Source organism: Nonomuraea sp. NPDC004186, from assembly GCF_053603495.1.
In genome coordinates this window covers 17,554-38,065 of sequence record NZ_JBSGFQ010000050.1, presented here as the reverse complement: position 1 = coordinate 38,065, position 20,512 = coordinate 17,554, and the positions used below count along the sequence as shown (strand labels likewise).

The following is a 20,512-nucleotide window of genomic DNA, read 5'->3' as shown; positions in this document are numbered from 1 at the left end:
CCCTAGACCCTCCCCATGGTGAATCCCTTGGCTATGTAGTTGCGGACGAACCAGATGACGATCGCGCCGGGGACGATGGTGAGCACGCCCGCCGTCGCCAGCAGCGCCCAGTCCACGCCTGCCGCGCTCACCGTCCGCGTCATCGTGGCGGCGATCGGTTTGGCGTTCACCGAGGTGATGGTCCTGGCGATCAGCAGCTCGACCCAGCTGAACATGAAGCAGAAGAACAGCGTCACGCCGATCGCGGACCGGATCATCGGCAGGAATATACGAATGAAGAAACGCGGCAGCGAATAGCCGTCGATCGCCGCGGTCTCGTCGATTTCCCGGGGAATTCCCGACATGAAGCCCTCGAGTATCCACACGGCGAGCGGCACGTTGAAGAGCATGTGCGCGATGGCGACGCCGAGATGCGTGTCGAAGAGCCCGACACTCTGGTAAATCTGGAAGAACGGCAGCAGGAACACCGCCGGCGGCGCCATGCGGTTCGTCAGGAGCCAGAAGAACAGATGCTTGTCCCCGGCGAAACGGAACCGCGAGAACGCGTACGCCGCCGGCAGCGCCACGACGAGCGACATCACCGCGTTCATCGAGGTGTAGATGATGGAGTTCAGATAGCTCGAATACCAGGAGGAGTCGGAGAAGAAAGTGGCGTAGTTGTCGAACGTCACGCGCTGCGGGATGAGCGAGAAACTGCCGAGGATGTCCTCGTTCGGCCGGATCGACATGCCGAACATCCACAGCAGCGGCAGCATCAGCGTGGCCACGTACAGCCAGAAGACCGTCCGTGCCCAGGGCAGTCGCCGCTCGGTGCGCCTGGCCATCGGGTCACCTCCCCGACCTGGTCAGCACGGTGAAGAAGACGTAGCAGAGGATCTGCACGATCAGGAAGTAGAGCAGCGAGAACGCGCCCGCCGGGCCCAGGTCGAACTGCCCGACCGCGATCTTCGACAGCAGGATGCTGAGGAACGAGGTGGCGTTCCCCGGGCCCCCGCCCGTCACCACGAACGGCTCGGTGTAGATCATGAAGCTGTCCATGAACCTGAGCAGGATCGCGATCGTCAGCACCCCGCGCAGCCTGGGCAGCTGGATGTGCCGGAACGTGGCCCACGCCGACGCGCCGTCGATCTGCGCGGCCTGGAAGTACGGCTCCGGGATCGAGCGCAGGCCCGCGTAGGCCAGCAGCGCCACCAGCGGCGTCCAGTGCCAGATGTCCATGATCAGGACCGTGATCCAGGCGTCCGTGGAGTCCAGCGTGTAGTTGAAGTTGATCCCGAGGACGTTGTTGATCGTCCAGCCGCCCAGCCCGATGTCGCCGCGGGCGAAGATCTGCCAGATCGTGCCCACCACGTTCCACGGGATGAGCAGCGGCAGCGCGACCAGCACCAGCGCCACCGACACCCAGAAGCCGCGGCGCGGCATCACCACCGCGAGCGCGACCCCGAGCGGGATCTCCAGCAGCAGCACCTGCGCCGAGAACAGCAGCGTCCGCACGAACGCCGAGCGCACCTCGGGGTCGCGCGAGATCTCGCGGAACCACTCCAGGCCCACGAAGATCCGGTCATTGGGGTTGAAGACGTCCTGCACGGAGAAGTTGACCACGGTCATCAGCGGGATCACGGCGGTGAACGCCACCGACACGACCACCGGCAGCACCAGCAACCAGGCCCGGTTGTCCTTCCGCTTCAGGTCCGCGGCCCGCGGCTCCTCCTGGACCTCGGTCACGCCGTACCCCTTCCGTTCAAGGGCGCGAGGGAGCCGCACCTGACCTCGTCCCGGAACAGGAACGTCCGGTCCGCGGGGAAGTGGAGGAACTCGACCGAGTCGGGCCGGTACGGGGAGCCCGCCTCGGTCCTGGCGATCATCGGGTGCTCGCCGACCCTGGCGTGGACCAGGTCGTACGCGCCCATCCGGTCGATCCCGGTCACCGTGGCCGGTACGCCCGGCGACCGGCCCGCGCCGGTGATCTCGACGAACTCGGGGCGCACCCCGATCCTGACCGGCCCGGGAAGCAGCTCACCGGAGACCTGGCCGACGTCCGCCTGGCCGACGCGTACGACGTCGCCGACGATCTCGGCCGGGAGCATGTTCATGCCGGGCGAGCCGATGAAGTGCCCCACGAACTCGTGCGCCGGCGACAGGAACAGCTCGGCCGGCTCGCCCGCCTGCACGATCGCCCCGTCGTTGAGCACCACGACCTCGTCGGCGAACGTCAGCGCCTCCGTCTGGTCGTGCGTGACGTACACGAGCGTGTGTCCGGTGTCGCGGTGGATCTCCTTGAGCTTGCTGCGCAGCGTCCACTTCAGCGCCGGGTCGACCACGGTGAGCGGTTCGTCCAGCAGCACCGCCGCCACCTGGGAGCGCACCAGGCCGCGGCCCAGGCTGACGATCTGCTGGCGGCCCGCGTCCAGGCGGCGCGACCTGCGGCCGAGCAGGTGGTCGAGGCCCAGGAGCCGGGAGACCTCGCGGACCCGCTCGTCGATCTCCTTCTTCGGATATTTCCGGTTCCGGAGGGGGAAGGCGAGGTTGTCGTAGACCGACATCTCCTCGTACAGGACCGGGAACTGGAAGACCTGCGCGATGTTCCGGCCCGAGGTGGGCACGTCGGTGACGTCGCGGTCGTCGAAGAAGATCCGGCCCACCGTGGGGGTGAGCAGGCCGGAGATGATGTTCAGGAGCGTGGTCTTGCCGCAGCCGCTCGGGCCGAGCAGCGCGTACGCCCGGGAGCTCTGCCAGGTCCAGGTCATCGGCTTGAGCGCCCAGGTCTCGCCGCCGTCGTAGCTGTGGCCCACGCCTTCCAGGCGGATGTCAGCCATGCAGGTCGACCTCCGCGGCGCTGGTGGCGAGCAGGCGCCCGCCGTCCTCGTCGAAGACGAAGACATGGGCCGGGTCCACGTACGCGACCGCGGACTCGCCGGGCGTGAACAGCCGGGTGCCCGTCAGGTGCGCGACCAGGTGCACGCTCCCCTGCAGGAGCAGGTGCACGAACGTCGCGCTGCCGGTCACCTCGGCCAGCCTGATCTCGGCGGGCAGCTCCAGCGCCCCCGGGCCGGCGCGCTCGATGCTCACCTGGTGGGGGCGGATGCCGAGCATGACCTCGCGGCCCGACGCGTGCGCGCGGGGCGCGGGGAACGACGTGCCCAGGACCTCGATCCGGCCGTCGCGTACGACGCCGGGCAGCAGGTTGAGCGGGGGGTCGCTGAGCGTGGCGGCCACGGCCAGCGTCGGCGGGTGCGCGTACATCTCGGCCACGTCGCCGACGTGCTGGATCCTGCCCTCGCCCAGGACCACGGTCGGGGCGGCGAACGTCAGCGCCTCGTTCGGGTCGGCCGTGGAGTAGAGGACCACGCCGGGGGAGTCGGCGAACATGGTCTTCAGGTCGGCGCGTAACTGCTCGCGGAGCTTGAAGTCCAGGTTGGCCAGCGGCTCGTCGAGCAGCAGCAGGTCAACGGGGCGGGCCAGCGCCCGGGCGATGGCGGTGCGCTGCTGCTGGCCGCCCGACAGCTCGGCGGGGCGGCGGTCGAGCAGCCCCGCGATGCCCATGAGCTCGGCGACCTCGCGCACCCGGCGGTCGATCCCCGCGCCCCGGAACTTCGGGTCGAGGCGGAGGGGAGAGGCGATGTTCTCGTGGACGGTCAGGGACGGGTAATTGATGAATTGCTGATAGACGAAGGCGACCGAGCGTTTCCGCACCGAAATCGCGGTGACGTCTTTTCCGTCGACCAGGACGCGGCCCGAATCCGGCGGTAACAGTCCGGCGGCGACGCGCATCAATGTCGTTTTTCCCGCGGTCATCGGGCCGACGAGTGTGGTCATTCCGTTGGATAATTCCAGGCGAACGTCGTCAAGCCAGGTCTCCCCGCGCTGCCGTACGAAGACGCCATCGAGAATCAGCGTCACTGTGCCGGTCCTCTCTGCTCGCCTCCATCTAACATGATCTGTAACTGTGTGCAAAGAGGGCATGTGGTGTTGCTGTGCAGAATGTGACGGATGAGTAATCACGATTCGATGTCGGGACAGCCGTGAACGGCCGGGCCTATCACTCCGGCGGCTTTTTCCCTGCTCATCGCCGTTATCTGAAGATTTTCGTGATCAGCTCGTGGAGTCGCTCCCGCTCGTCCGCCGTCAGCGGCGCCAGCGTCTCCCGTTCCACGCGCTCCACCAGGGCCCGCCCCCGCTCCAGCGCGTCGCGGCCCGCGGGCGTCAGCGAGACCCGGTAGCGCCGCCGGTCGGCCGGGTCGCGGTCGCGTTCGGCCAGCCCCGCGCCGATCAGCTCATCCATCAGGCGCACCATGTCGCTCGGATCGAGCCCCAGCCGGCCGCCGATCTCGCGCTGGGCGGCGGGTCCGGAGTCGGCCAGGGTGGCCAGCACGGCGAACTGCCACAGGCTCAGCCCGGCCTCGTCCGCCAGCCGGGCCGCCACGGCGCGGCGGCTCCCCACCCCGACCTTGTGCAGGACGAAGGTCGTGATCGCGAGCAGGGTGGGCGGCAGGTCCATGCCCCTAGTGTAGGTTGTCACCAATAATTGGTAGTTACCCACTATTTCTCGCTGGAGGCTTCCGATGGACGCGCTCTACCCCCGCCTGCTGGTGCGTGACTTCCCGGCCAGTGCCGCCTTCTACCAGGCCGTGCTCCGCGAGCTGCTCGGCGTCGAGCCGGTGAAGGTCCTGCCCGGATACGCCAACTGGGACATCGAGGGGCAGGCCGGGCTGGTCCTGTTCGGCCGGGACCGGCTCGCGGCCGCTGTCGGCACCGCGGACCTGCCCCAGGCTGCTCAGGACACGGCTCAGGACACGGCTCAGGACACGGCTCAGGACACGGCCATGCTGGTCATGAAGGTGGACGACGTCGACGCGGCCGCCGACTGCCTGACCCGCCACGGCGCCACGGTCGTCGCCCCGCCCCAGGACCGCCCCGACTGGGCGCCCACCCTGCGGACCGCGCACCTGCGCGACCCGGAGGGCAACCTCATCGAGCTCCAGTCGTACTGATCATGGAAGATCTTCAGGGGAGATCTTCGGAGGAGGTCTTCACGGGAGGATCGAGTCCACGTAGCCGCCGTCCACCCGCACCGCGCCGCCCGTGGTCGCGGAGGCGAAGGGCGAGCTGAGGTAGACGACCATGTTCGCGATCTCCTCGGGCTCGATCAGGCGCTGCAGCAGCGACTGTGGCCGGTGCTCCCGCATGAACGCCCGCTGCGCCTCCTCCCACGGCAGGTCCTTGTCCACGAGCTGGTAGACGAACTCCTCCACGCCCCCCGTGTGCGTCGGCCCGGCGAGCACCGAGTTGACCGTCACCCCCGTGCCCGCCGCCGCCTTGGCGAAGCCCCGGGAGACGCCCAGCAGCGCGGTCTTCGTCATGCCGTAGTGGATCATCTCGACGGGGATGGCCACGGCGGAGTCGCTGGCGATGTACTGGATCCGCCCCCAGTCGCGCTCGATCATGCCCGGCAGGTACGTACGGGTGAGCCGGACCGCGGCCAGCACGTTGACCTCGAAATAGCGCCGCCACTCGGCGTCGTCGATCTCGAGCGCGGGCCTGGCCCCGAAGATCCCCAGGTTGTTGACCAGGATGTCCACCTGCGGCAGCGCGTCCAGCACCGCCGCGCAGCCCTCGTCCGAAGTCACGTCGCCTGGAGCCTCGATCAGGTCGCCGACGCCGATCTGCTCCATCGCCATCGCGACGGAGCTCTCGGTGCGGCCGTTGATCCCGACGCGGGCCCCCGCCAGCGCCAGCCCTTCGGCGATGGCCGCCCCGATGCCCTGAGTCGAGCCGGTGACCAGCGCGGTCTTGCCGCTGAGATCGATGCGCACCATGTCATTGTCGGTGATCAGGTGCCGGAGGTCACGCCGGGACACGTGCACGGCGCGCCGGATGCGTAGGCTTGGGGTGGCGTGGAAGGGGCGTGGGTGCACCGGATCATCCTGTGGCTGGTCGTGGCGGGCGCCTTCGCGGCGAGTCTGGTCGTGCCCGGCGACTCCTCCGGGGTGGAGGAGTGCCAGTCGCGCGACACCCGGGTCGTCGCCCCGTACGCCGTCACCGGCTACTGGGTCATCCCCCGCGCCGATCCGTGCGTGACGCGGCGCATGGTCGAGGCCGTCCACGCGATCGGCGGCGACACGCTCATCACGTTCGGGCCGAGGTTCAGCGCCCGCGAGGATCCCGTCTTCGCCGACTGCCTCGTGGACGGGCGGCCGTGCGCCGAGGTGCCCGGGGTCCGTCACGTCTACACGTACGTGACCAGCGAGGAGTTCGGGAAGGGGCTGCTGCGCTGCCCGGGGCTGGACCGGCGGATCGAGAGCCGGGGCCGGATCTTCTACCGGGTCTCGCTGGCCGGGTCCTGCGCGGACCCCGTCCAGGATCTCGTGCTCGTCTCCACGGACGGCGACGGGCTCGGCAACCTGATGACCGAGGCGGCCGCGTACGGGATGACGGTGTTCCCCGGGCTGCCCGCCGCACCGCAGCAGGAGGGCAAGCCGTGGGAGCCCGACAGCGCGCACACCCCCGCGCTGAGCGCCTTCACCGCGCGGGTGCTGGCCGACTACCGGGAGCGGTTCGGGAGGTCGGCGGCGTTCGGCGGGGTCTACCAGTCGTTCGAGCTGGCCATGCGGGGGCGGGGGTCGAAGGATCCGATCATCGAGCTGTACGCGGCCCAGCACGCGGTCGTCGCCGCGGCCCTGCCCGGGAAGAAGATCGTGGTCAGCCCGTACATCGACGCCCGGAGGGGGCGCGGGTTCCCGCCCGGGCAGGTGGAGAAGGGGCTGGCGGACATCGCCGCGACCCGGGCCGGGGCGCCCATGGCCGTCGCCGTGCAGGACGGGCGGGGGACGGGGAAGGTGCCGGTGTACGGGGTTCATGAGGAGGAGGCGCACGTCGCTCCGCGATTGGCGCCGGTGGTCGGGGATGTGAGCAATGCCCGGGCGTACTACGGGTCCACGCGCGACTACATCGAGGCCGCGGCGCGGCGGGTACCGTCCGGGGTGGAGCTGTGGGTGAACGTGGAGGGGTTCGAGCCGACGCCGGTGGACGGGGAGTGCGGGCGGGTGGATCCGCTGCCGTTGCGCGGGCGTACCACGAAGGGCCGGATCGATACGCAGGTGATGGCGGCGGGGACCTACGCCGGAAAAATCATCTCTTATGGGTGGGACCCGTTCTTCACCTGCCAGGCCCGCTACGACACACCTTCGCTGGCCGACGACATCGTGAACGGCTGGCGGCAGCCGATCATCGTCGGCGCCACCCGCAAGGAGATGAACGGGCGGCAGGGCATCCTCGTCGAGGGCTACAACCTGCGCGGCGGGACGCTCCGCTTCGACCCGCAGGGGGCGGTGGTCAGGCAGGAGTGGTACGGGCGGGGGCGGCTGGAGTCGGCGTGGGCCCCGTACGTACCCACGGGCCCCTGGACCTCGATCACCGCCACGAACGAGACCGGCCACTCCAGCACGAGCGGCTACACGATCCGTTAGGCCGTTAGGCCGTTAGGTCAGCCCCTTAGGTCAGCGCCTTAGGTCAGCGCCGACACGAGGATGTCCGCCAGGAGGGCGGCCTGGCTGCCGTCCTCGTCCAGGTCGGGATCGAGGATCGTCACCTCCAGGCCGGCGGCTCCCGGCAGCTGCGCCAGGCCGCGGATCAGCTCCGTGAGCTGCGCGGCGTCGAGCCCGCCCGGGGTGGGGGAGTCCACGGCGGGCAGCACGGACGGGTCGAGGACGTCGGCGTCCACGTGGATCCAGAACCCGTCGAGCTCGTCACGCGCCAGCACCTTGCTCGCGTCGTCGAGGGAGATGTCGGTGCCCGGAAGGTGCGCGATGCCGCTGTCCGCGATGTCCCGCAAGTCCTCTTCGTCCCGGACCCCGATCACGATCACGTCCTCGTCCCTGACGTACGGACGCAGCCCGTCGATGTCCGCCAGGTAGTCGTCACCGCGCCCGGTGATCAGCGCCAGGTCCTCCCCGGCCGCCGACCCGACGTGCGGGCTGTTGCCCAGGTGCCGGAAGTCGGCGTGCGCGTCCAGGTACGCCACCCCGTACCGCCCGCTCCTGCGCAGGGCGAGGGCGGGGCCGAGCAGGATCGAGCAGTCCCCGCCGAGCAGCACCGGGAACCCTCCCGCCGCCCGGATGCCGGTCACCTTGTCGGCGAGCCTGCGGGCGTACGAGGCGATGGCTGGGCCGTTGCGCACGCCGCTCCCGGGCGCCCATGTGGCGACATAGCGGGGCGGGACCAGCGTCCCCGCGTCGGCGGCGCCGAGCCGCTGCACGAGGCCCGCGTTCCGCAGCGCCCAGGGGGCTTTGTAGCAGCCGGGGATGGTGTCGGGGGCGAGCGGGCGCAGGCCGAGATTGGACGGGGCGTCGAGGATCGTCAGGTGCCTGTCAGGGGTTATTCTGTTCATAGTCGTGACGGTAACAGAGGGGGGATGGATGCGCCAGTTCGCTGAAACGGGTCTTGTGGCACTGGATCTGGCCAACACGTGGGACGAGTACCTGGACGACCCGGAGCGCCTGCCCGACACGGCGGCCCTGCACCGCTTCTGCCACGAACTGCACCTTTCACCGGAGACGCGGGCGAGGGTGCTGTCGGTGGGGGAGCCGCTCAGTGGTGCGCCGAGCGAGGACTCGGCGGGAACCGGCGGGCCGGACGCGGGGGACCTGCGGGCGGTGCGGGCAGTCCGGGAGCGGCTGCGTTCCGTGCTGTCCTGCGACCCTCCCGATCGGACGCGCGCCCTGGCGGAGTGGGCGGGCGAACTGCCGATCCGGGTGGCGGTGGAGGACTCGGACGGTGCACCCCGACAACGCCTCACCGCCCCGGAGGGAGCCGACCTCGCCGAACGGCTCGCCGTACGATCCGTCGCCGAGCTGCTCGACCTGTCCGCCTCGGGCGACTGGGAACGGCTGCGCCTCTGCGCGGCCGACCCCTGCAAGGACGCCTTCGTGGACCACAGCCGCCCGGGCAAGCGCCAGTTCTGCTCGACCCGCTGCGCCAACCGCGCCCACGCCGCCGCCTCCCGCGCCCGCCGCCGCTGAGCCTCGGGCGTACGGCGATATCCCGGCGACCGGCACGTGTACCGGTCCGGCGGAGATCTGGCCGATCTTGCGCTGGATCTTCTACGGGGGAGCGGGATGATGTCGGGCGCGAACGCCTCCATGAGGTCCGCTGGAGAAGGTCGTCTGGTCGCGCCGCCCGCTCATCGCGTTGTCATGGCGCGTCGCCGGATGTGCAGGGGTGCCGTTGGCGTGAGTGGCTGGGCTGACGCGGTGCCGGTTTCATGCAGGGCGTGATGGAGGGGGTTCAGCGGTGGGGCTTCAGCTGAGCCGGATCTTCAATCGAAGAGCTCTTCGGCGGTGGTGGCCTTGAGTGATCGGACGAGCCAGCTCTCAAGGAGGGCGAGGTCGGTGCATGCCAGGACTCTCTCCCGGGTGGAGTCCGAGACAGGTATGTTGCGCTGCTCCAGGATCTTCAGCACGGACTTCGCTTCGCCACGAGCCTCACCTTCGGCCCGTCCTTCGGCACGTCCTTCGGCCCGGAGCATCTCCGCGAACTCGGATTTGAATCGATAGTTCTGCATGGCCATCAGAGATCTCCAGATTTGCCGGGCTTTAGTGTTTCCGAGGCCTATTTCCGTTTGTTCGGCGAGGTATGCGGCGGTGTCGGTGTCGACCGCGGTCAGCGCGACGTCCAGGGCCTTCAGTATCGCATTGACCTTGGGTGAACGCGCATGGGTGAGTGCCGAGAACATGGTGAGCACCGCGTCTTCGCACGCTTCGGCCGGGTCGATGATCTGAGGCACGTTGTCAGGGCCGAGCGCTATGGGATGGACGATCAAGCACGGGCAGCCGGGCAGGCCGATCCGTTTCGGCTCGCGGGCCCATGTGGCCGTGGCCTCGTCCTGGCAGGTCACGAGGAGCATGACGGGACAGCGGAACTTGATGTGCGCGTGGCTGAGGTAATAGGCCCACGCAGACGCCTTGTCGTCGTCTATGCGTGACTGTGACTCGATGATCACCACGGTTTTGGACCCCCACCGGGAGGTGAACATCATCACCGTGTCAGCGCGCCGCTCAATCGGCACTATTTCCGTCATATCGGTATCGACTACAGCGACCTCGGAAGGGGTCGGGAAGTCGATGTCGAGGATCTTGAAGGCATGAGCGAACAGCTCTGGGATCCGGTCGCATGCGGGCGTGGGCGCGCGGCGTCCCGCGCCCGCCGCCGCTGAGCCCCCCGCTATCGGTGCTGCCCCCCGCTCCCGAAGGCCGCTGCCCCCGCGCCCCCTGCGGCGGCGTCCCGGGCAGCGGGAATTGTCGGTCCGGGTCGATAGCTTTCGATCATCCCCCGACGATGGAGGTTGGTCGATGTATCGACAGGGCGACATCCTGATCATGCCCGTGCCGGAGGAGTCCGCCCCGCGCACGCTGCGGCCGGAGCCGCGGGACGCTCGCGGGCGGCTGGTGCTGGCCTATGGCGAGGCCACCGGACACTGCCACGCGATCCCCGGCCCCGGCACCCTGGCCGGCGGCTTCCTGCACCTGCCCGAAGGCGGGCGGCTCGTGCACGAGGAGCACGCCGCGATCTCGCTGCCCAAGGGCTGGTACAGGGTGATCAGGCAGCGTGAATACGTGCCCGGCTCCTACCGGGTGGTGGCCGACTGATGACGACCTTGACGTGGGAGCAGGTGGCCGTGGCCACCGGGCCGGGCGAGGATCCGGAGGCGGCCGTCCGGCAGGCGTACCGCGAGGCCGGGCTGGCCGAGCCCGAACACGTGCTGGTGCTGCCCTCGCCCGCGGCCGGTGCCGTCGCGGCGGCCTGGCTGACGGGCGGCGACGCGGTACGCCGCGCCCTGGAGGAGGCCGGGTTGGGGGTCCTGCCGGACCGCTCACCGAGCGACGGCGGCTCGCCGACCGGGTCAGCGAGCGGGGACGGCTCATCAACCGGGTCGGCGGGCGGCGGCGGTTCACCGACCGGGTCAGCGAGTGGGGACGGCTCGCCGACCGGGTCACCGAGCGGCGGCGGCTCGCCGACCGGGTCACCGAGTGGGGACGGCTCGTCGGGGGATGGCCGCGCCGTGATGCGCGATCCGCGTGGCGAGAGCAGTTCCGACGAGCAGGAGCCCGGTGACCAGGGCGTTCCAGAGCTGCGCCGGGCGGTGGGTGAGGCGCTCAGGTCGTGGGAGTCGTACGGGGATCCCGGCCGGTCGGTGCGGGACGCGGTCCGTACGGTGCCATGGGAGCGGGCCAGGGCGGCCGCCCACGCCGAGCTGGGCCCCGTCGGCTGGGCGGCCTTGTGGGACGAGACCGGCGGACGGCTCTGGCCGCAGGTCAACCGGCTGGTCAACGACATCCGCCGGGGCATCGCCGAGCTCGGCGGCGGGGGCGGCGAGGCCGGCGGGGGCGGCGAGGCTGGTCAGGTCGGTGTGGCGTTGCGCCGGGTGACGCTCGACGCGGTGCTGGGGCAGCACGACGCCCCCTGGCTGTCGGCGTTCGACGGGCTCGACGGGCTCAAGCGGACGGCCGAGCGGACCGGTTGGTGGTGGCCGTTCGAGCGGCTGGCGATCGTCACGGAGCGCCCCGCCGAGCTGCACCTCGACGAGGTGGGGCGGCTGCATCGGGCCGTTGGCCCGGCCCTGTCCTACTCCGACGGGTTCGCGTTGCACGCCTGGCACGGCATGCCCGTTCCGGCCGACTTCGGCGCCGCGATGCGCGAGCTGACCGTCGAGCGGATCCGCGAAGAGGAGAACGCCGAGCTGCGCCGGGCCATGCTGGAGCACTTCGGCCTCGACCGCTACCTGGCCGAGTCGGGGGCCAAGCCGGTGCACTCCGACGAGACGGGCGTCCTGTGGCGGGTGGAGCTCTCCGACGACGAACCGCTGGCCATGGTGGAGGTCGTCAACTCCACGCCCGAGCCCGACGGCACCAGTCGCACCTACTTCCTGCGGGTGCCGCCGTGGGTGGAGCGGGCGCGGGAGGGCGTCGCGTGGACGTTCGGGGTCACTGAGGAGGACTACCGGCCCGAACGCGAGACCTGAGGTCAGGGCCAGACCGCCGGGATGCGTTCGAGGATGCCGCCGGTGAAGACGTCGTAGAGGCCGAGCGGCTCCAGATGCACGTAGCCGATGTGGCAGTCGCAGGCCGCGGCGGGGCAGGGCCGGGGCCGCAGCGCCGCGCGGTAGGAGCCGTCGTACAGGTTGCCCAGGATCTCCGGGATGAAGTGGCAGCGGCGCACGGTGCCGTCGCCGTTCACCGAGATCACGCTGTCGCCCGTCCGGCACGGCAGCCCGGCGCTCCGGTGCGGGAAGCGGCTGACGTGGAAGAGCGGGTCGATCGCCGACCATTCGGCCGCCTCCTCGTCGGTGTAGAGGCGGCCCTCCTCGGCGTTCACCCACAGGTACGTCTGCTCGGGCAGGTCCGACCGCAGCCGCCGCGCGTGCGGCAGGTGCGCGGGGTCGCCGACGATGCCGACGCTGTGGCGCACCGGCAGCGAGCGGAGCTTGCCCAGGAAGCGGTCGTACGTGACCTGCGTCGGGTGATACGTCACCCACAGCGCGGCCCGGTCCGACGCCTCGGCGAGCCAGTCGGTACGGCAGCTCAGGTTCGTCTGGATGGCGACCTTGGCGACGTTGGGTAGCCAGGAGAGCTCCACGAGGGCCCGGCGGTACCACGACCTGACCAGGCCCTCACCCCACGGCGTGAACAGCACCGACACCTCGAACGGCTGCTCGCCCACCCAGCCCGCGAACCGCTCCAGCGCCTCCCGGTCGGCCCGCAACTGCTCGGGGCTGTCGCGCCGCTTGGCGAACGGGCAGTAGGCGCAGTCGTAGTCGCAGCTCGCGAGGGGCCCGCGGTAGAGGATGGTCAGCATGCCGCGTACCCCTCCATGAGCCTCCTGACCTCGGGCGAGAAGAGGGCGGGCCCGATCGCGTCGGAGTAGGCCAGCCCCTCCGGCGTCAGCCGGACCGTCGCCGGGTCCGCCAGCAGCCACTCGCCGAACTCGTCCAGGGCGAAGTCGGCCAGCACGTCTCCGCCGAACCGCTCCGCGTACAGCCGCCGCGAGAGCCCGTCGCCCTGCAGCAGCGACTGGATGAGGTGGCGCCGCTTGCGCTCCTCGAGCGGCAGGGAGAAGCCCACGTTGGCCACGTCGAACTCGTCCTGCCGCACGTAGTCGTCGATGATCGAGCGCACGTGCCGCGCCCCCACGGCGTACTCGAACGAGTAGTGGAGCTCGCTCGTGTACGAGCGCGCCCCGCACCCCAGCCCTACCATCCCGTCGGTCTGGCAGCAGTAGCCGGTGGTCGAACCCGTGCCGGGCAGCCGGAACATCCGCATCGAAACCTGCTCGTACCCGGCGGCCAGCAGGTGCTCGCGCCCGGCCCAGTACAGTTCGAGCCGCTGGTCGTCCCATGCCCGGCCCTGCTCGCCGAGCCCCGTCAGCGGCCGGACGTAGAGCGGGTACAGGTACAGCTCCTCGGGCCGCCACCCGAGCGCGGTGTCCAGCGAGTACAGCCACGACTCCGGCGTCTGCCCGTCGATGCCGTAGATCAGGTCGATGTTGAGCACCGGCACGCCCGAGGCCCTGATCGCGTTGAGGGCCGCGTCCACCTCGGCCCGCTTCTGCGGGCGTACGGCGGAGCGGGCCTCGGCGTCGACGAAGCTCTGCACGCCGATCGAGACGCGGGACGTGCCGCGCTCGGCCAGGACGGACAGGCGGTCGGGGGTCGCGGTGGCGGGGGAGGTCTCCACCGAAAGCGGGATCCGGGCGAGATCCACCCCCATCGTGCGCTCAGTCAGGTCGAACAGCCGGGTCAGCTCGCGAGCACTGAGGTACGTCGGCGTCCCGCCACCGAACGCGGCCGTGGTGAACGCGGTCTCCTCCAGCGCGTCCCGTACCTGGACGGCCTGCCGCTCCAGCGCGTCGAGGTAGGCCGCGACCAGCTCCTCCGGGGCGCCGGTGCGGGTGAAGAGGTTGCAGAAGCCGCAGCGCATCTCGCAGAACGGGATGTGTACGTACAACGCGCCCGGCCGTTCCCCGGCCCACACCTCTTTGAGCCGCGGTCGCGGATCGAGCGGCCGGTAGGCGGTCTTGTGCGGATAGGCGTAGACGTAACCCTCATAAGGCCGCATTGCTCTCCAGAACGAACTCGGTGTAGGGGACCGTCCAGACCACCTCGTGGCCGATCCGGTGGCCGACGTGGCCGTCCTCGCCGTACGCCGTGCCGTGGTCGGAACAGACGATCACCAGGCAGGGACGGCGGCGGCGCATCAGCGCGTAGAGGCGTCCGATGTGCCGATCGACGTACCGCAGCGCCGCCGCGTGGCTCTCCAGCGAGTCTCCGGCGGCTCCCGGCAGGTAGAAGTGGTTCGGCTGGTGCAGGGCCGACACGTTGACGAACAGGAAGACCGGTTCGCGCCGGTCGGCCAGCACCTCCTCGGCGCGGTCGATCTGGCGCTCCAGCGACGACGGGTTCGTCACGCCGAAGGCCGGCTCCCAGTGGCTCTCGGCGAACAGGCTCGGCAGCGTGGACCCGAGCGGGGTCAGCTTGTTGAAGAAGCCGACGCCGCCGACGCACACCGTGTGGTAACCGGCCCGCGCGAGGCCGGCGGGCAGGTCGGGCGCGTCGAACACCCACGTGCGCCCCCCGGTGGTCTCGCTGCCCGGGAACGTGGCCGCGAACAGCCGGGGATGCGGCCCCGGGGTCACCGGAGTGGGCAGGAACCCGGCGAACATGGCGGCGTGGGCGGCGTACGTGAAGCTGCCCGGGCTGTGCCGCCGCTCCCAGGACGCGCCGGGCGGCAGGAGGTTCGGCAGCAGCCCGGCAGCCTCGAGCGCGACCGCGACGTCGTGGCGGAGCGTGTCGAGCGTGACGAGGAGGATGTCGTGGCTCCCCACGATCCCGTTCATGTCGAACGCCGGCTCGCCTGTGCTCACCGCGCCCCCGCCAGGACCGCGCGTACCTGCTCGGCGTACGTGTCCCGCCCGTTCCCCGCGAGATCCCCCAACCCCGGCAGCAGATCCCCGAACGCGTTCACCTCGGCCACCGCCACCGACCGCCAATCCGCTCCCACCATGACGTCCACCCCCGTGCTGAGGCTCCGGGGAAAGCAGGCCGCCGCCCGCGAGCACGCCTCCAGCACCCGCTCCCACAGGTCCGGCCGCGACCGTACGGCGTCCAGATCACCCCGCGACCCGCCGAGGTGCAGGTTGGTCATCGGGCTGCGGCCGGCCCGCAGCACCGCGTGCGTCGGGACCCCGGCCACGGTCACCACCCGCAGGTCGAACACCCTCCCGCCGGTGGACGCCTTCGGAAACCACCGCTCGACGTGCAGCCCGTCGCCGGCGAGGAAGTCGACGATCCGCCGCACGTCACCGGCGGAGGTGTACGTGCGCACCCGCAGCGAGTTGCACAGCACCCCGTCGACCCAGGCCGCCGACGTGACGGCCCGCACCCGGTCGCCGTGCGCCTGGAACGCGATCACCCCGGACGCCGACGAACCGTGCGCGGGCTTGACGAACACCCGGGACCAGCCCCGGCGCTCCATCTCCGCCCGCAGCCCGTCGTACGAACCGGCCTCGAACGCGGGCGGCACCGGCACCCCCGCCCCGGCCAGCACGGCGTGGCAGCGCCGCTTGTCGAACATCACCGCGATCTCCTCGACGTCGCCGAGCAGCCGCACACCCGGGATGGCGGCCACCCGCGACAGCCCCGCCGTGAACGCCTTGAACCAGGCCGCCCCGCCACCGACCCGCGCGGGATCCCCGGGCCCGCGCAGCAACTCGTCGGCCCCGGCGTCCTCGCCCGGCGAATCCACGCGCAGCAACGAACCCTCGGGCGCGCCGATCTCCCGCCCGGCCAGCACGTCCCGCCACGGGATCACGTGGGGCTCCGCCAGCCCGGCGGCCACCGCGGCGTCCCGGAACATCGTCACCCGCCGATCCCCGGGCGTCCCGACCACGGCGAACCGCACGCCACTCACTCCGTCACGGCCACGTAGCCCGTGCCCGGGCCGGACAGGTCGACGTCTACGCCCGGCAGCGCCGCGGTCAGGCGGGCCCTCATCTCGGGGCCGATGTCGTGGTGAGAGAGGTCCAGCCGGCGCAGGTGGGTGAGCGGCTGGCCGCTGAGCAGCGCCTCCGCCCCGGCGTCGGTGAGCCCGCCCATCGCCAGGCTCAGCGTCTCGAGCCCGGCTACGATCGGCGCGGACGCCACGGCGGCGGCGAGCTCGTCCTGGATCTGGCTGTTCTGCAGCCCCAGGTGGCGCAGCCGGGGCAACCGCTCCCCGCCCAGGATCCCGGCGACGTCGCCCACTGTGGCGTCACCGCCGTACGTGTCGACCCCGAACCACATGTCGAGGTGCTCCAGCGCGGGCAGGTCGCACGCGCCGACGCCGCGAACCGCCTCTCCCGGCAGCCCTCCCGTCTCGAACCGCAGCACCTTCAGCGACTCGTGCCGCACCGGCGAGAACCGCAGACCGGTGCCGCCGCGCACCTCCAGCCGCTCCAGCTTCGGGTACGCCTCCAGCAACGGCGTGATGTCCGACTGCGTGATCCAGGAGATCTCGCAGTCCTCCGGCGACATCGCGCCCAGGAAGAGCGAGCGCAGCTCGGGCAGCCTGCCGGCCTCGTCGGCCAGGCGGCGGACGAGGTGACTGCTGTCGCCGTCGTAAGGCTCCTCCCAACCGCCGATCACGACGGCGGTGACCTGCGAGGTGTCGATGTGCTCGAAGAACCAGTCGAAGCACTCGGCGATGTGGTCGGGGAGGTCGTCGTCGTAGGCGTGAGCGCTGAGCCGCCAGGCCGCGGACCCGGCCTCGGGCGGCTTCTCGTCGTCGCCCTGCCAGGGGACCTCGGCCACCGGCAGGCCGACGTAGCTCTGGTCGTAGGTCTCGTAGTGGCTGGGCTGCTCGTCGAACTCCCGCATCACTCGTCCACCGCCACGTAACGCCACGTCTCGCCGTCCTCTTCGTCCACGTCCGGCTCCTCGTTCTCGGACACGTCGACCTCCACCCCGGGCAGGGCCTCGGTCATCCGCCGCATCATCTCGTCGGACATGTAGTGGTGGTGCAGGTCGAGCACGCGCAGATGGGTCAGCGGCTGGCCGCTGAGCAGCGCCTCCGCCCCGGCGTCGGTGAGCACGCCCATCGACAGGCGCAGCGTCTCGAGCCTGGCCACGATCGGCGCGGTGGCCACGGCGGCGGCGAGCTCGTCCTGGATCTCGCTGTCCTGCAGCCCCAGATGACGCAGCGCGGGCAGCCGCTCACCCCTGAGGATGGGGTCGACGTCGGAGACGTTGCTGTCGCCGCCGTACTCGGGGACGCCCAGCCAGAGCTCCAGGTGCTCCAGCGCGGGCAGGTCGCTGGCGGCCACGGCGCGGACCAGCGAGCCGTCCAGGCCGCCCGACTCGAACCGCAGCTTCTTCAGCGCCTCGTGCCGCACCGGCCGCATCCGGAGCCCGGAGCCGCCGCGCACCTCCAGCCGTTCAAGCTTCGGGTACGCCTCCAGCAGCGGCGTGATGTCGGACTGCTGGATCCAGGAGATCTCGGACTCCTCCGACGAGATCGCGCCGAGGAAGAGCGAGCGCAGCTCGGGCAGCCTGCCGGCCTCGTCGGCCAGGCGGCGGACGATGGATGCGCTGCTGTCGCTGTAGCAGTCTTCCCACGCGCCGATCACGACGGCCGTGACCTTCGCGGTGTCGACGTGCGCGAAGAACCGGTCGAAGCACTCGGCGATGCGGCCGCCGTCCCAGCCGGCGCTGAGCCGCCACGCCACGGAACCGGGGTCGGGCTGCCACCCGTCCTCGTCCCTGGGGACGTCGGCCACGGGCAGGCCGGCGTAGGTGCCGGTGTAGCGGTCCGAGCAGCTCGGATTGTCGTCGTCGGTCACGGATGATCCTCGGGTCGGGGGGCCTGACGCGTCCTGTCCTACCAGAACCGGCCGACACTTCCGTCCCACCGGCTATGGTGCGCCGTACCCGATTTGATCTAGGAGCGCGCCGATGAACGTGCGGGAGCCCGACTGGGCGTACGTGGCCCGGTCCCTCATCAAGGTCCTGGCCGTCACCACGGCGCTGTACCTGGCCTTGAGCGCGTTCGACCGGCTTCTGTGGTTGTTCGTCGACGACGAGCGGACGGCCTTGGTGTACGGCACCGCCGCCCGCGTCGCGAACCCGGACAAGCGCCTGTCGGGCGGTCACGACGACCCCGGATGGCTGCTGAACACCACCTACACCCTGCGGGGCGAGCCACGCCTGGCCGGTCCCGGCGGTGGGGGGAAAGAGTACGAGATCGTCCCGAACTGGTTCGGCACCGTCCGGGCCCCCTCCCTCGACGGGCCGTCCGGCAGCTTCTCCTATGCGATCTCCGTCCTGGAGGCGGACCCCGAAGTCGTCCCGGCAGACGTTCGGAAGACCATCGACGCGCTTCCCCAGACGCTCGACGTGGTCGCGGTCGTGCAGTTCGCGAAGCCGATGACCAGCGAGCGGCTCATCGCCTTCAACCGCAGGCACAAGATCTGCGGAGGACGGGACGTCTCCTACGTCTACGCCCCGTCCTGGTTCCAGTACGACGACTCCAGCAACGATCCCCCGTTGAACGCGGTCGTCTGGAACCGCGACATGACCGAGGACCTCATCCAGGGCGAACTCACCTACCAGTGCGAAACCGAGCCCGAGCCGGCGCTGGCGGAGTTCCGCAAGTGGGTCGGGCAACTCGGCGAGGGGTACGACCTCAGCGCGTTCATGCTGGACTACAGGTGGCTCGACGGGGCGGCCAAGGAAGGCCTCGTGTACGGGCTTGTCGTAGACAGCTGGAAACTCGCCGACGTGCGCAAGCTCCTGGACGACTCGGAGGTGCGCACGGTCCGGCTCGCCGACGTCGCCTTCGACCTCGACGGGGATGAGTAGCGTGAAGGTGCACGTCCTGTGGCATGTCCACCACATCGCGGTAGACGAAGCCGGAAACGTTCCGCACTTCGACAATGGCGAATTCTTGAACGTTTCGACCCCAGACCCGCCCAAAAGGCAGGACCTGTTCACCAGTTTATCCGACCGGCTTCAAACTTGGTACGGAAAGGGATCAGTGCTGCCCCGACTGCAGGAGATGATCGAGAGTGAGGAGCGGTGACAAGCGGATTCTGTCAGAACAGAACTATGCGGGTGAGGATTACTTGCTGGTTCTTCCTGTCGATCCGATACTCCGCGATGCCATACCCTTTAGGTATCAAGATCTCCCTCCAGTCGAGATCGGCACCGACTTGCTCGCTTCCAGTCAGCCATGGGTCCTCACAGATCGCGACCGTGAGTGCCGCCACCGTCGAGAAGACCTCCGCTGAGACCGACGGGTCAGCAAGCGTGTCAGCCACGATCTCTGAAGGCACAACAGGCCATAGATCGTCGTCCTCGCTCACCGGGTGCCGCTCTCCCGCCGTCGACGGAGGACCTCATCCATGGTCATGGTCGGCAGGGTTCCGGCTTCGGCCGCCGCGCGTACCCGATCCCGGTCGGGATCGGTGTCGAGCATCGCGCGACCCCACCAAGCGGTCAAGACCCCGTCTAGCTCAGGGCCCTGCTGAGCTTCCAGAAGCTCGGCGAAGAACTGAGCGCGGCGGCTTCCGCGCAGCGCGTTGGAGATGCCGCCGATCGTCTTCGGCACTCTCGGATGGTCTACCGGGCCACTGCCAACGGGCTGAGCACTCATGACACCGCCTTTCATGGTCTTCAGGGTACGACGTGAACGCGATTGCTCGCAGAGTTCCTGCAGCACGGGCGAACTCCTCCCCTATCGATGTCATGTTCAGCGAGGAATCATGCGGCCCAGCCGATCCGAGGCCATCATCCGGTGGGCCGCCATCGCCGGCCTGGCCCGCCGCCTCACCCGCGGAAACTCCACTACACACCAGCAGCGGTACGTCCTTGACCGGCCGACCTACCAGCCCTCCTGAACCCGCGCTCAGTCGTCAGCGGCGACCAGGAGCGACAAGATCTTGGCGGGGCGGTCGATGAAGACCAGCTCGTGAAAGTCGATATGAACCCCACCCCAGTCGTGAAAGGCCTCATGACCGAGATCTGAGAGCCGGTATCTCTCCGTGGCTCCTGCGACCAGCGGATGAACCTCGTGCTCCAGCCGGGCGGACAGAGCCACAGGAAGAGGGCCGGACTGTGCCGCCCAGTCGCGCAGCATGGCGTTCGCGCCCATCTCGTCCATGCGCACGTATGCGGCCGGGCTCACGTTCCGCAGCCAGTAGGGGCCATGGCGAAGCCCATCGGCCTCGACTCCCCCTCCGGCATAGTCGTCCCGGAACTGCTCATGGCCGATCAGCTCCGTCAGTATGTGGGTATCGCCGACATTCGAGTGAGACATACCGAAGCGCTTGATGTCGACCCAGCGACGTGCGTGATCCTCGAAGAGGAACTCACGAAAGTTGATGAATGTCTGACCTAGATACGTGAGCGCCTCTTGCACGCCTCAACGGTAAGGGCATGCTTCAGGTGAATGATCGCATCGGTATCCCGCCTCCGGCGGCAGAAAGTGGG

General features: G+C 69.9%; 25 protein-coding genes. 8 read left to right on the top strand and 17 right to left on the bottom strand.

Going from position 1 to position 20,512, the window contains the following annotated elements:
* Positions 1-2 precede the first annotated feature (2 nt).
* From ACWEPL_RS34375 to ACWEPL_RS34355, 5 genes are all read right to left on the bottom strand, one after another.
* Positions 3-767 (bottom strand): ABC transporter permease subunit, encoded by a 765-nt coding sequence (locus tag ACWEPL_RS34375; protein WP_435054265.1) that lies wholly within the window; start codon positions 765-767, stop codon positions 3-5.
* A gap of 61 nt (positions 768-828) precedes the next feature.
* Entirely contained in the window at positions 829-1,725 is an 897-nt protein-coding gene (locus tag ACWEPL_RS34370) for a carbohydrate ABC transporter permease (protein WP_452438660.1), read from the bottom strand.
* Complete coding sequence (locus ACWEPL_RS34365) at positions 1,722-2,816, bottom strand: ABC transporter ATP-binding protein (protein WP_452438659.1); 1,095 nt, start codon at positions 2,814-2,816, stop codon at positions 1,722-1,724. Before ACWEPL_RS34365 ends, ACWEPL_RS34370 begins: the two co-directional genes overlap by 4 nt.
* Positions 2,809-3,963, bottom strand: coding sequence for an ABC transporter ATP-binding protein (locus tag ACWEPL_RS34360; RefSeq protein ID WP_350728623.1), 1,155 nt, complete (start codon positions 3,961-3,963; stop codon positions 2,809-2,811). Before ACWEPL_RS34360 ends, ACWEPL_RS34365 begins: the two co-directional genes overlap by 8 nt.
* A 109-nt stretch (positions 3,964-4,072) precedes the next feature.
* The gene (locus ACWEPL_RS34355) at positions 4,073-4,519 is read right to left on the bottom strand and encodes a MarR family winged helix-turn-helix transcriptional regulator (protein ID WP_452438658.1); all 447 of its coding nucleotides are present in this window, start codon (positions 4,517-4,519) and stop codon (positions 4,073-4,075) included.
* A 43-nt stretch (positions 4,520-4,562) separates the two neighbouring features.
* On the opposite strand from ACWEPL_RS34355, the gene ACWEPL_RS34350 reads away from it, so the two are divergent.
* Positions 4,563-4,991 (top strand): VOC family protein, encoded by a 429-nt coding sequence (locus ACWEPL_RS34350; RefSeq protein ID WP_452438657.1) that lies wholly within the window; start codon positions 4,563-4,565, stop codon positions 4,989-4,991.
* 39 nt (positions 4,992-5,030) lie between these two features.
* Here the strand turns inward: ACWEPL_RS34350 and ACWEPL_RS34345 are convergent, their stop codons facing one another.
* The gene (locus tag ACWEPL_RS34345) at positions 5,031-5,813 is read right to left on the bottom strand and encodes an SDR family NAD(P)-dependent oxidoreductase (RefSeq protein ID WP_363963103.1); all 783 of its coding nucleotides are present in this window, start codon (positions 5,811-5,813) and stop codon (positions 5,031-5,033) included.
* A 96-nt stretch (positions 5,814-5,909) separates the two neighbouring features.
* Between ACWEPL_RS34345 and ACWEPL_RS34340 the strand changes: the two genes are divergently transcribed.
* Positions 5,910-7,466, top strand: a complete 1,557-nt coding sequence (locus ACWEPL_RS34340) for a DUF4434 domain-containing protein (protein ID WP_452438656.1) — start codon at positions 5,910-5,912, stop codon at positions 7,464-7,466.
* Positions 7,467-7,504: 38 nt separating this feature from the next.
* Here the strand turns inward: ACWEPL_RS34340 and ACWEPL_RS34335 are convergent, their stop codons facing one another.
* Entirely contained in the window at positions 7,505-8,386 is an 882-nt protein-coding gene (locus ACWEPL_RS34335) for an arginase family protein (protein ID WP_452438655.1), read from the bottom strand.
* A gap of 55 nt (positions 8,387-8,441) precedes the next feature.
* Between ACWEPL_RS34335 and ACWEPL_RS34330 the strand changes: the two genes are divergently transcribed.
* Positions 8,442-9,017 (top strand): CGNR zinc finger domain-containing protein, encoded by a 576-nt coding sequence (locus tag ACWEPL_RS34330; protein WP_452438654.1) that lies wholly within the window; start codon positions 8,442-8,444, stop codon positions 9,015-9,017.
* A gap of 296 nt (positions 9,018-9,313) precedes the next feature.
* Here ACWEPL_RS34330 and ACWEPL_RS34325 read toward each other — a convergent pair whose 3' ends face one another.
* On the bottom strand, positions 9,314-10,075 hold the full coding sequence (locus ACWEPL_RS34325) for a hypothetical protein (protein ID WP_452438653.1): 762 nt from the start codon (positions 10,073-10,075) through the stop codon (positions 9,314-9,316).
* 271 nt (positions 10,076-10,346) lie between these two features.
* Between ACWEPL_RS34325 and ACWEPL_RS34320 the strand changes: the two genes are divergently transcribed.
* Positions 10,347-10,643, top strand: a complete 297-nt coding sequence (locus tag ACWEPL_RS34320; RefSeq protein WP_350728630.1) for a hypothetical protein — start codon at positions 10,347-10,349, stop codon at positions 10,641-10,643.
* Positions 10,643-12,016, top strand: a complete 1,374-nt coding sequence (locus ACWEPL_RS34315) for a DUF6745 domain-containing protein (protein WP_452438652.1) — start codon at positions 10,643-10,645, stop codon at positions 12,014-12,016. The genes ACWEPL_RS34320 and ACWEPL_RS34315 overlap by 1 nt, the downstream gene beginning before the upstream one ends.
* 2 nt (positions 12,017-12,018) lie before the next feature.
* Here ACWEPL_RS34315 and ACWEPL_RS34310 read toward each other — a convergent pair whose 3' ends face one another.
* The 6 genes from ACWEPL_RS34310 to ACWEPL_RS34285 are packed head-to-tail and all read right to left on the bottom strand — an operon-like array spanning position 12,019 to position 17,865.
* A complete protein-coding gene (locus ACWEPL_RS34310; protein WP_452438651.1) occupies positions 12,019-12,849 on the bottom strand; it encodes an STM4011 family radical SAM protein in 831 nt (276 codons plus the stop codon).
* Complete coding sequence (locus ACWEPL_RS34305; RefSeq protein WP_452438650.1) at positions 12,843-14,108, bottom strand: STM4012 family radical SAM protein; 1,266 nt, start codon at positions 14,106-14,108, stop codon at positions 12,843-12,845. The genes ACWEPL_RS34310 and ACWEPL_RS34305 overlap by 7 nt, the downstream gene beginning before the upstream one ends.
* Complete coding sequence (locus ACWEPL_RS34300) at positions 14,095-14,886, bottom strand: STM4013/SEN3800 family hydrolase (RefSeq protein ID WP_449953505.1); 792 nt, start codon at positions 14,884-14,886, stop codon at positions 14,095-14,097. The genes ACWEPL_RS34305 and ACWEPL_RS34300 overlap by 14 nt, the downstream gene beginning before the upstream one ends.
* A gap of 23 nt (positions 14,887-14,909) precedes the next feature.
* Positions 14,910-15,950, bottom strand: coding sequence for an STM4014 family protein (locus tag ACWEPL_RS34295; protein ID WP_363962682.1), 1,041 nt, complete (start codon positions 15,948-15,950; stop codon positions 14,910-14,912).
* A 5-nt stretch (positions 15,951-15,955) separates the two neighbouring features.
* On the bottom strand, positions 15,956-16,903 hold the full coding sequence (locus ACWEPL_RS34290) for an STM4015 family protein (RefSeq protein WP_452438649.1): 948 nt from the start codon (positions 16,901-16,903) through the stop codon (positions 15,956-15,958).
* On the bottom strand, positions 16,903-17,865 hold the full coding sequence (locus ACWEPL_RS34285) for an STM4015 family protein (protein ID WP_452438648.1): 963 nt from the start codon (positions 17,863-17,865) through the stop codon (positions 16,903-16,905). The genes ACWEPL_RS34290 and ACWEPL_RS34285 overlap by 1 nt, the downstream gene beginning before the upstream one ends.
* A 112-nt stretch (positions 17,866-17,977) precedes the next feature.
* Here ACWEPL_RS34285 and ACWEPL_RS34280 point away from each other — a divergent pair, with 112 nt between their 5' ends.
* Both ACWEPL_RS34280 and ACWEPL_RS34275 read left to right on the top strand, forming a co-directional pair.
* On the top strand, positions 17,978-18,883 hold the full coding sequence (locus tag ACWEPL_RS34280) for a hypothetical protein (RefSeq protein ID WP_452438647.1): 906 nt from the start codon (positions 17,978-17,980) through the stop codon (positions 18,881-18,883).
* A 1-nt stretch (position 18,884) separates the two neighbouring features.
* Positions 18,885-19,103 carry a hypothetical protein gene (locus ACWEPL_RS34275; protein WP_452438646.1) on the top strand — a complete coding sequence of 73 codons (219 nt, stop codon included), beginning with the start codon at positions 18,885-18,887 and terminating at the stop codon, positions 19,101-19,103.
* Between the two features lie 13 nt (positions 19,104-19,116).
* On the opposite strand, the gene ACWEPL_RS34270 is transcribed toward ACWEPL_RS34275, so the two are convergent.
* Positions 19,117-19,386 (bottom strand): hypothetical protein, encoded by a 270-nt coding sequence (locus ACWEPL_RS34270; RefSeq protein ID WP_363962686.1) that lies wholly within the window; start codon positions 19,384-19,386, stop codon positions 19,117-19,119.
* Complete coding sequence (locus ACWEPL_RS34265) at positions 19,383-19,742, bottom strand: hypothetical protein (protein ID WP_363962687.1); 360 nt, start codon at positions 19,740-19,742, stop codon at positions 19,383-19,385. Before ACWEPL_RS34265 ends, ACWEPL_RS34270 begins: the two co-directional genes overlap by 4 nt.
* Positions 19,743-19,785: 43 nt before the next feature.
* Between ACWEPL_RS34265 and ACWEPL_RS34260 the strand changes: the two genes are divergently transcribed.
* The gene (locus ACWEPL_RS34260) at positions 19,786-19,920 is read left to right on the top strand and encodes a hypothetical protein (protein WP_452438645.1); all 135 of its coding nucleotides are present in this window, start codon (positions 19,786-19,788) and stop codon (positions 19,918-19,920) included.
* An 8-nt stretch (positions 19,921-19,928) separates the two neighbouring features.
* Here ACWEPL_RS34260 and ACWEPL_RS34255 read toward each other — a convergent pair whose 3' ends face one another.
* Positions 19,929-20,441, bottom strand: coding sequence for a hypothetical protein (locus ACWEPL_RS34255; protein ID WP_452438644.1), 513 nt, complete (start codon positions 20,439-20,441; stop codon positions 19,929-19,931).
* Positions 20,442-20,512 lie beyond the last annotated feature (71 nt).